This window comes from Dyella sp. 01N36, from assembly GCF_056399745.1.
This window is the reverse complement of the sequence record NZ_JBFTRY010000032.1, coordinates 19,651-28,393: the sequence shown is the minus strand read 5'-3', so window position 1 is coordinate 28,393 and position 8,743 is coordinate 19,651. Positions and strand designations below refer to the sequence as shown.

The 8,743-nt window shown below is 63.5% G+C and carries 8 protein-coding genes; 3 read left to right on the top strand and 5 right to left on the bottom strand.

Annotated features, from left to right (window positions below):
• The first annotated feature begins 154 nt into the window (after positions 1–154).
• Positions 155–1,552: a class II fumarate hydratase gene (locus AC1DMG_RS08965; protein WP_477178213.1), complete on the top strand. Its 1,398-nt coding sequence runs from the start codon at positions 155–157 to the stop codon at positions 1,550–1,552.
• Positions 1,553–1,644: 92 nt separating this feature from the next.
• Here AC1DMG_RS08965 and AC1DMG_RS08960 read toward each other — a convergent pair whose 3' ends face one another.
• The 5 genes from AC1DMG_RS08960 to AC1DMG_RS08940 all read right to left on the bottom strand — a co-directional run bounded on the left by AC1DMG_RS08960 (position 1,645) and on the right by AC1DMG_RS08940 (position 4,848).
• Positions 1,645–2,205, bottom strand: coding sequence for a DUF2884 family protein (locus AC1DMG_RS08960; protein ID WP_441604104.1), 561 nt, complete (start codon positions 2,203–2,205; stop codon positions 1,645–1,647).
• Between the two features lie 115 nt (positions 2,206–2,320).
• Positions 2,321–3,286, bottom strand: coding sequence for an ABC-2 transporter permease (locus AC1DMG_RS08955; RefSeq protein ID WP_477178212.1), 966 nt, complete (start codon positions 3,284–3,286; stop codon positions 2,321–2,323).
• A complete protein-coding gene (locus AC1DMG_RS08950) occupies positions 3,283–4,140 on the bottom strand; it encodes an ABC transporter ATP-binding protein (RefSeq protein ID WP_477178211.1) in 858 nt (285 codons plus the stop codon). The genes AC1DMG_RS08955 and AC1DMG_RS08950 overlap by 4 nt, the downstream gene beginning before the upstream one ends.
• Positions 4,137–4,520, bottom strand: coding sequence for a GntR family transcriptional regulator (locus AC1DMG_RS08945; protein ID WP_477175953.1), 384 nt, complete (start codon positions 4,518–4,520; stop codon positions 4,137–4,139). Before AC1DMG_RS08945 ends, AC1DMG_RS08950 begins: the two co-directional genes overlap by 4 nt.
• 4 nt (positions 4,521–4,524) lie before the next feature.
• On the bottom strand, positions 4,525–4,848 hold the full coding sequence (locus AC1DMG_RS08940; RefSeq protein WP_477180426.1) for a hypothetical protein: 324 nt from the start codon (positions 4,846–4,848) through the stop codon (positions 4,525–4,527).
• Positions 4,849–5,138: 290 nt separating this feature from the next.
• On the opposite strand from AC1DMG_RS08940, the gene AC1DMG_RS08935 reads away from it, so the two are divergent.
• Together AC1DMG_RS08935 and bcsB are read left to right on the top strand one after the other, a co-directional pair.
• Positions 5,139–5,924: an SDR family NAD(P)-dependent oxidoreductase gene (locus tag AC1DMG_RS08935; RefSeq protein ID WP_477180425.1), complete on the top strand. Its 786-nt coding sequence runs from the start codon at positions 5,139–5,141 to the stop codon at positions 5,922–5,924.
• Positions 5,925–6,466: 542 nt separating this feature from the next.
• Positions 6,467–8,743: a cellulose biosynthesis cyclic di-GMP-binding regulatory protein BcsB gene (gene bcsB, locus AC1DMG_RS08930; RefSeq protein WP_477180424.1), complete on the top strand. Its 2,277-nt coding sequence runs from the start codon at positions 6,467–6,469 to the stop codon at positions 8,741–8,743.

Here is an 8,743-nt window from a genome sequence, read left to right as displayed (position 1 = left end):
GTGCGCGACAGACCTACGGAGCGGTACACCGCTGCGTGCTTGTCGCGCACAGGGTGCGCTCCCACAGACAAGCTGGGACGCTATCCCCCCTTGGCGGCGCCCTAACACGCCCCGACCTATATTCCCGAAATCCCCCGAGAGGAATCGCAAGGACATGACCCAGTTCCGCATCGAACACGACAGCATGGGCGAGTTGAAGGTGCCGGCGAAGGCGCTTTATGGTGCCCAGACGCAGCGCGCCGTCGACAATTTCCCGATTTCCGGCATGCATTTGCCGCGCTCCTTTATCCGCGCATTGGGCTTGATCAAGGCCGCGGCCGCGGATGCCAATTTCCTGCTGGGCCACCTCAAGAAGACCCAGGCGCACGCCATCCGCAAATCGGCGCTCGCCGTGGCCGAGGGCGAGTACGACGATCAGTTTCCGATCGACGTGTTCCAGACCGGCTCGGGCACCAGCACCAACATGAATGCGAATGAGGTGATTGCCCATCTGGCCAACAAGGCGGGCGGCAAGATTCACCCTAACGACCACGTCAATTACGGGCAAAGCTCGAATGACGTCATTCCCACCGCGATTCATGTCAGCGCCACGCTGACCACCAGCGAACAACTGCTGCCGGCGCTCAAGCACCTCAAGCGCACCATCGACCGGCGTGCGCGCGAATTGCGCAACGTGCCCAAGACCGGCCGCACGCATCTGATGGATGCGATGCCGGTGACCTTTGGCCAGGAGCTTTCCGGCTGGGCCGCGCAAATTGGCAGCGCCATCGAACGCATCGAAGACAGCCTCAAGCGCATGCGCCGCCTTCCGCTCGGCGGTACGGCCGTGGGCACCGGCATCAATGCCGATCCGAAGTTCGGTGCCGCGGTGGCGCGTGAATTGAAGAAGCTGAGCGGCGTGCGTTTCGATGCGGCGGACAATTATTTCGAAGGTATGGCCGCGCAGGACGCCGCCGTGGAGCTGTCCGGCCAGCTGAAGGCGCTGGCCGTCGCGCTGATGAAGATCGCCAACGACTTGCGCTGGATGAACTCCGGCCCGCTCGCCGGCCTGGGCGAGATCGAGCTGCCGGCGCTGCAGCCGGGTTCGTCGATCATGCCGGGCAAGGTGAATCCGGTGATTCCGGAGGCCACCGCGATGGTCGCCGCGCAAGTGATCGGCAACGATGCAGCGATCACCATCGCGGGTCAGTCGGGCAATTTCCAGCTCAACGTGATGCTGCCCCTGATCGCGCACAACCTGCTGCAGTCGATCGGGATTCTGTCGAACGTCAGCGTGCTGCTGGCGGACAAGGCGATCGCCGGTTTCAAGGTGAATACGGCGCGGGTGAAGGAAGCGCTGGACAAGAATCCCATCCTTGTCACCGCGCTCAATCCGGTGATCGGCTACGAGAAGGGCGCCGCTACGGCCAAGAAGGCCTACAAAGAGAAGCGCCCGATCATGGATGTGGCGCTGGAAACCACCGGGCTCTCAAAGAGCGAACTGCAGAAGCTGCTGGATCCGATGACGCTCACGCGCGGCGGTATCCACGGCGGCGGTGGCAGCGGCGGCTGACAATGTGGGAGCCAATCCTGTGCGCGACGCTCGTGCGTTAGGTGACGCATCGCAAGTCGCGCACAGGGTGCGCTCCCACAAAGGCGGTTCCGTCAGTGCCTGGTGTCCTTGCGGCACTTCTCGACGTTCTCGTCGCTTACCGCCGTGGCATACGGCTTGAATGCATCGAGCTGGGTCGCCAGCGCGTCCTGCGCGGTTTTCATGTCCGCCACGTCCTCGCAGATCTTGGCGGCGGCCTGCTTGATGGTTGCAGCGGCTTCCTCGACTTTCTGCTTGGTTTGCTCGGCAGTGTCGGCACCGGTCATCTTGCCGGTGACGGCACCCAGCTCCTTGGTGGCAGTAGCTACGCCCGCCTTGCCCGCCTCCATCGCATGTTCGCGCATTTGCCGCGCCGCGCCGTTGTAGCGCTGCAGCAGCGAACGCTGCGCGTCGTTGATCGCCACCTCATGGCCATCGATGGCCAACTGCCCGTTCTGATCGACCGTGGCGTCGGGGGCGCCGGACGCCTTGATGGTGACTTGTCCATCATGGAGCGTGATGTGGCCGTTGATCACATCGGTATCGCCGCCGAAGATCTGGACATCATTGCCTGAGCTGCAAGCGGACGTCAGCACGGCAAGGGCGAGCACGCAGGGCAGGTAGCGGAACGACATGGCGACACTCCGTGGTGTGAGGGGTGAAGTCTGCCGCAGCTTGGGCGGCGGGAAAAGTTTGTCCCGCCTGCACCCCGCGTCCTTGCGGAAGATGCAGGCGGGACAAGACCGTCAATCAGCTGTCGTCGCGAACCCGGCGGAACCACACGGCGGCGGCGATCAGGGCCAGGCCGGCAAGCACGCCAATCCACAGGTCAGGCGAGGCGAGGAGCCCGTAGGTGTGCATGGGGGACAGTATCGCCAGAGGATCGTTGTCGTTCATGCCGCCCATGTTCAGGGCGCTGTGCCTGTCGAACACCAGGTTGGAGCCCGGGAACACGCTCAACAGTGCGCGCTGTACGACGTTGGCCCAGAACCACGCGGAGGACAGGTTAAACAAGCCCATGATGCCGAACCAGCTCACCAGCAGACCGAGCACCACCGGCACCGCCACCGCCCACAGGAAGGGCTTGCTGCGTGCGCCGGCCGAGCAGAGCATCAGCCAGCCCACCGCGGGCAGGGCCCAGAGTGCATACAGCGGGACATTGCTGACCAGCGAGGCCACGGCGCGCAGCGGATGGCTCAGTGCCAGCAACTGCCACACGTTGATGCCATGGAAGGACAGCACGATGGAGAAGATGAACAGCTGCAACAGGCCGCAGATGATGCTGACCACGACCGCGATGACCGGCGCCACGATGGCGGCACTGACGACCTTGGACAACACGGTGCTCGTGTTGGAAATCGGCAGGGATTTCCAGAACAGCACGCTGCGGTCGCGGCGGTCGTCATAGAGCGAGCCGAGGCAGTAGAACAGCACCACGATGCCCATCACGATGCCGATGAATCCCATCGAGGAAATCATCGCCACGTCGGCCGCCGCACCGACCTGTTTCCAGTCGCCGGCATCGGCGTGCTGCATCATCATCTGGATGTCGTTGCCACCGATGCGTACGCCATGACGCGCGCTGAGCACTTCGGCGGTGATGATGGCCATCACGTTGAGCACCAGGAAGACGCCGCCCGTGACAATCGGGGCCCACAGGAAGCCACCGCGGTGCTCCCAGAATTCTCGCTTCAGCAACCAGTAGAAGGTTTTCATGCGTAGGTTCCCTTCATGGTGGCAACAAACAGGTCGCTGACCGTCGGGCGACGGACTTCGCCCATGCTTTCCAGCGTGGCGCGGTCGGCGCCGTCGAACAGGAAGATGCTCTTGCCGAACACCTGTCGCTCATCGAGCGGCTTCATGCTGCGGGCGGTGGCGGCCTTGTCGGCACTCACCATCACCTCGGCGAATCGTTCGCCAACCGTGTCCATGTCGGTATCCAGCACGATCTTGCCGTCGCGGATGAACATCAGGTCGGTGAGGATGTTTTCGATCTCCTCGACCTGGTGGGTGGTGACGATGATCGTCTTGTTCTCGTCGAAATAGTCTTCCAGCAGGCTCTGGTAGAACTGCTTGCGGTAGAGGATGTCCAGGCCCAGCGTGGGCTCATCCAGCACCAGCAGGCGGGCGTCGATCGCCATCACCAGCGCCAGGTGCAGCTGCACGATCATGCCCTTGGACATCTGCTTCACGCGCTGATTGGGAGTGAGCTTGGTGCGCGCCAGGAAGGCTTCGCACTTGGCCCGGTTGAAGCGCGGGTGCACGTTGGCCACGAAATCGATGGCCTCGCTTACCCGGATCCAGCGCGGCAGCACCGCCACGTCGGCGATGAAGCACACCTGTTCCATCAGCTGGTCGCGCTGCGTGCGTGGATCGAAGCCCAACACATTCAACTCGCCCTTGAAATCGGTGAGGCCGAGGATGGCCTTCAAAGCGGTGGTCTTGCCGGCCCCGTTGGGACCGATCAGGCCCACGATGCGGCCGGACTCGATGCGAAAGCTCACGTCGTTCAGGGCGTGYGCATTCTTGTAACTCTTGTTCAGACCAATGGCCGTGACGACCGCGTTCATGACTGGCTCCCTTCGCTGCCCGCGCTATTGGGGGCTTCGCGCAGCAGGGTCTTCAGGTCCAGCCCCAGGCGTTGCAGGCGGGCGAAGAGCGCGGGCCATTCCTCCCGCAGGAAGCGCTCTCGTTCGGACTTGAGTAGCGCTTCCCTGGCTCCATCGATGACGAACATGCCCAATCCCCTCCTTTTTTCCACCAGTTGATCGTCGACCAGTTCCTGATACGCCTTGGAGACGGTGAGCGGATTGATTTGGAAATCCGCAGCAACCTGGCGTACTGACGGCAGCGGGTCGCCCTCGTTCAAGGCGCCGTCCAGAATCATCGCCACAACGCGTTCGCGGAGCTGGCGGTAGATCGGGACGCTGTCGTTCCAGGTGATGGTCATACTGTTATTCCTTGCTGATACGGCCGAACTTGGTGCTACCGAAAGAATAGTAGGGCATGGCCAGCTGGCTCCCGAGCACCACGTTGGAGGTGGCTTCGGCGGACAGCAGCGGGGCAGTGCTCAGGGTGGCGACGTTGGCGTCGGCCAGCATGGCGGCGGCGCGGAGGTCTTCAGCCGACGGGCGGACCGTGACCGGAGCCAGGTCGATGACCTTGACGCCGTTGATCTCACTGACGGGGGGACTGTTGAAGTTGGAGTTGATGGCGGCCAGGCCAACCGTAGTAAACAAGGCGGCGGCGGTCAGGGCTAGCAGGTTATTCGCTTTCATGGCGTTCTCCTTTAGTGCTCTCGTGAACCGGTGTTGTAGTGAACTATAACACCATATCCTCAGGCGTCAATAGCTGGGATTGAAATTCGCAACATGACTGATGGCCTATAAAGCTGAACGAGGTCCGGGGCGGGCCTGGGCCCGGAAGCTGGCGCTTATGGTGTCCAGGGAGGCAGGTCGGCGGCAGAGCCAGCCATCAGCCATCGCAGGTGACAGGCATCACCTCCACGCGCGCGCTGCGGGCAGCGTGCTTCAATGACCTTCGTTGCTATGGGTACAAGGAACGCTGCATGGACGTCGGTCTGGCTGGGCATGTCGTCGTGATCACCGGCGCGAGCAAGGGCATTGGCCTGGCGTGTGCGCAGGCCTTTGCGCGCGAAGGCGCGAAGGTGGTCGGTATCTCCCGCAACCTCGCGCACCTGCATGCCGCACAGCACGACCTCGAGCGCGAAGGACTGCGCATGGACGTTGCTGCGGCGGACCTGCGCGAGATCGTCGCCGCGCAGATGGTGGCCGAATACATCGAGAACGAATTCGGCCCGATCGACGTCCTGGTGAACTGCGCGGGCGCCGCGCGCCGCACGCCCATCGCGGATCTGCACGCCGATGCGCTGCATGACGCGATGCAGGCGAAGTACTTCACCTATATGCACATGATCGACCCGGTGATCCGTCGCATGGCGGCACGCGGCCACGGCAGCATCGTCAATGTGGTGGGGCAGGGCGGCCGGCAGGTCAGTCCCGTGCACATCGGCGGTGGAGCGGCCAATGCGGCCTTGATGCTCGCTTCGGTGGGCTATGCCAGTGCCTATGCATCCAAAGGCGTGCGTGTGAACGTGATCAATCCCGGACCGACACGTACCGGGCGTTTGCAGGAGGGCCTCGATGCCTTGGCGCGCGCCAGTCATCGGTCCATCGATGAAGTGCTGGCTGACCAGCTGGCGGAAATTCCCATGGGGCGCATGGCCGAGCCGCGCGAGATCGCCAACGTCGCCGTGTTCCTCGCCTCGCCGCTGGCCAGCTATGTCACGGGTGCGGTGATTCCCATGGATGGCGGCAAGACCGGCGTGGCCTGATGGTTGCCTTTTGTCATCGGACGTAAAGACGTCCATACGGTCGTGTGCGATGGATGGCATGCATTGATCGACCAGGCGATCGACGCTACGGCCTTTCGGATGTAGTCACCGGAAACTGCTGCGCCGCGCCAGGGAATTCGCAGGTTCATGCAAGGCCGCACACTTCGACGCTGCCAGGTTGTGCTTCGTGTGACTATTCACGTTTCTTTTATGCCGGTTTCTTTAATCGTCTCTGCCGAGTGACGAGGTGCCGCTGTGCCAGCGCGCGAAACCGGTCGAAGGGCCCGATTTCATGCGTTGCGCACATGCTCCACGGAATGCTGGTCAGCACCTGATCGTGGATGCCGCCCATGCGGAGCAAGCCATCGTCAGCAGGGGCATGAGTGTGGAGACGCCGTAGAGGGCAGGGTTCATTGGCGTTGGCCAATCGGTTTCCGCGGATCGTGTGGGTTCGTTGGTAGAGGCAGCAGCGCAGGGGACGGGGATTGCCTGATCAGCCAGCCCGTTTCCGACGTTCCGTCACTGACCCAGGGCGACATTCCATGCGGCAGCTACGTCATGTTTGTTGGGGTTTACTGCTGGTGGGAGGCTGGATGGTGGCGAGCGCCGATGCGCAGCCCCTCCAGGACGCAGCGCACGGCGTCGCGCAGCCAGCTCCCGCGACTTCGGCGCCCAGCAGCGACGCCTCGGCGCAAGTGGCACCCGCCGGGGTGGCCCGCGACCTTACGTTGAAACAGATGGGCGTCTACGGCGCCATCAAACTGCGCGGGCAGGACCCCAACGGCACCTTGAATGTGGCCGTGCGCAACGACGAGGTGGTGACTGGCGCGAAACTGCGGTTGGTCTACACCTATTCGCCGTCGCTGATCTATTCGCTCTCGCACCTCAAGGTGTTCCTCAACGGCGAGGTGGTCGCCACGCTGCCCTTGGACAAGGAGCAGGCGGGGCAGACGGTGAGCAAAGATGTCGTGCTCGATCCGCGCCTGTTCACCGACTTCAACCGTATCGGTGTGCAGATGATTGCGCACTACTCGCTCGATCACTGCGAGGACCCGTATCACACCTCGTTGTGGACCGACATCAGCCCCGATACCACGCTCACGCTCACTACCTCGGAAATCGGGCTGCCCAACAGCCTCGCCTTGCTGCCGGCGCCTTTCTTCGATCGCCGTGACAACCGGCCGTTGGTGGTTCCCTTCCTGCTGCCCGCACATGCCGATGCGCAGACGCTGCGTGCGGCAGGCGTGGTGTCGTCATGGTTCGGCGCGTTGGCCGGCTGGCGCGGTGCACGCTTCCCGGTGGCGCAGACGCCGCCGACGGATGGGCATGCCATCGCCTTCGCCCTGCCCAACGCGATGCCTGAGGGCGTGAAGCTGGGCGATATCAAAGGTCCCACGGTCATCGTGATGGCCAATCCGGCCAGCCCGCCGCAGTCAGGTCGCAAGCTGCTGGTGCTGGCCGGGCGCGACACCAAGGAGTTGCAGGAAGCGGCCAATGCGCTGGTGCTTGGCCAGGTGGGCATGTCCGGTGACCAGGCCATCGTGAAGTCGGTGGATCTGGGGCCGGAGCGTCGACCGTACGATGCGCCGAACTGGGCGCCGGTGGATCGCCCGGTCAGCTTCAAGGAACTGGTCACCGATCCGGCGCAGCTCGAAGCGGCCGGCTTCAATCCGCAGCCGATCCGCGTCGACATGCGCCTGCCGCCCGATCTGTTTGCGTGGGCGCGCCGCAGCGTGCCGTTGAACGTGCACTACCGATACACGGCGCCGTCCAACTACAACGACTCGGTGCTCAATATCGGCGTCAACGATCAGTTGCTGCGCTCGCTTCGCTTGCGCCCGGCCGATCCTTCCGGCGTCGAGAGGCAATTCAACGTGCCTCTGCTGTCCAGTTCCGAGGCGCGCGGTGCGGAAGAGATTCGCGTGCCGGCGCTGCGCATCGGCAGTACCAATCAGTTCCAGTTCCAGTTCCACATGGATTCGCAGAAGACCGGGCTGTGCGTTACCGCGGCTACCGACAGCGCACGTGCGGCAGTGGATCCCGATTCGAACGTCGACTTCAGCCAGTTCGTGCACTACACGGCGATGCCGAACCTGGCGTTCTTCGCCACCAGCGGGTTCCCGTTTACGCGCATGGCGGATATGGCCGATACGGCCGTGGTGATTCCCGATGCGCCAGACGCGCACGAACAGGAAGCACTGTTCACCATGCTCGGACAGCTCGGACGCTGGAGCGGACTGCCGGCCCTGCGTGTATCGGTGGTGCCTGCCGGCGCGGTGGAATCGGTGCGCGATCGCGATCTTCTGGTAATCGGCACAGGTACCGCCGGGGAGCTGATGGCGAAGTGGGGCAAGGGCTTGCCCATGCTGATCGAACGCAGCGAGAACGATTTGTCCGTGCGTGAACTCACTGATCGCCCCCAAGGGCAGGGCCCGGTGGCGCGCGCTGCGATGAGCGTGAATGGACCGACCGCCGCCTTCGTGGGTTTCCAGTCGCCGTACACCAAGGGCCKGAGCGTGGTGGCGCTGGCGGCCAATGCGTCCGATCGCCTGGGTGATCTGCTCGACGTGCTCGGCGACGACACCAAGCTGGGCGAGGTACGCGGTGACCTCACCGTGGTGCGGCAGAAAGTGGTGGTGGGCCTTAGCGTGGGCGATACCTATTACGTGGGACATCTGCCGTGGTACGCCTGGCTGTGGATACATATTTCCCGATATCCGGCCTTGATGGCGCTGGCCGGCATACTTGCGGGCCTGTTCGTGGCACTCACCGTGTTCTGGGCGCTGGGTCGGCTCGCCGCACATCGACTTGAGCGGTGA

What these genes read in the sequence shown, in the direction of transcription:
- AC1DMG_RS08960 (WP_441604104.1), bottom strand. Translation starts at nt 2,205, where the DNA reads ATGTCGTTCCGCTACCTGCCCTGCGTGCTCGCCCTTGCCGTGCTGACG.
- AC1DMG_RS08945 (WP_477175953.1), bottom strand. Translation starts at nt 4,520, where the DNA reads ATGACCATCACCTGGAACGACAGCGTCCCGATCTACCGCCAGCTCCGC.
- AC1DMG_RS08955 (WP_477178212.1), bottom strand. Translation starts at nt 3,286, where the DNA reads ATGAAAACCTTCTACTGGTTGCTGAAGCGAGAATTCTGGGAGCACCGC.
- AC1DMG_RS08935 (WP_477180425.1), top strand. Translation starts at nt 5,139, where the DNA reads ATGGACGTCGGTCTGGCTGGGCATGTCGTCGTGATCACCGGCGCGAGC.
- AC1DMG_RS08965 (WP_477178213.1), top strand. Translation starts at nt 155, where the DNA reads ATGACCCAGTTCCGCATCGAACACGACAGCATGGGCGAGTTGAAGGTG.
- AC1DMG_RS08940 (WP_477180426.1), bottom strand. Translation starts at nt 4,848, where the DNA reads ATGAAAGCGAATAACCTGCTAGCCCTGACCGCCGCCGCCTTGTTTACT.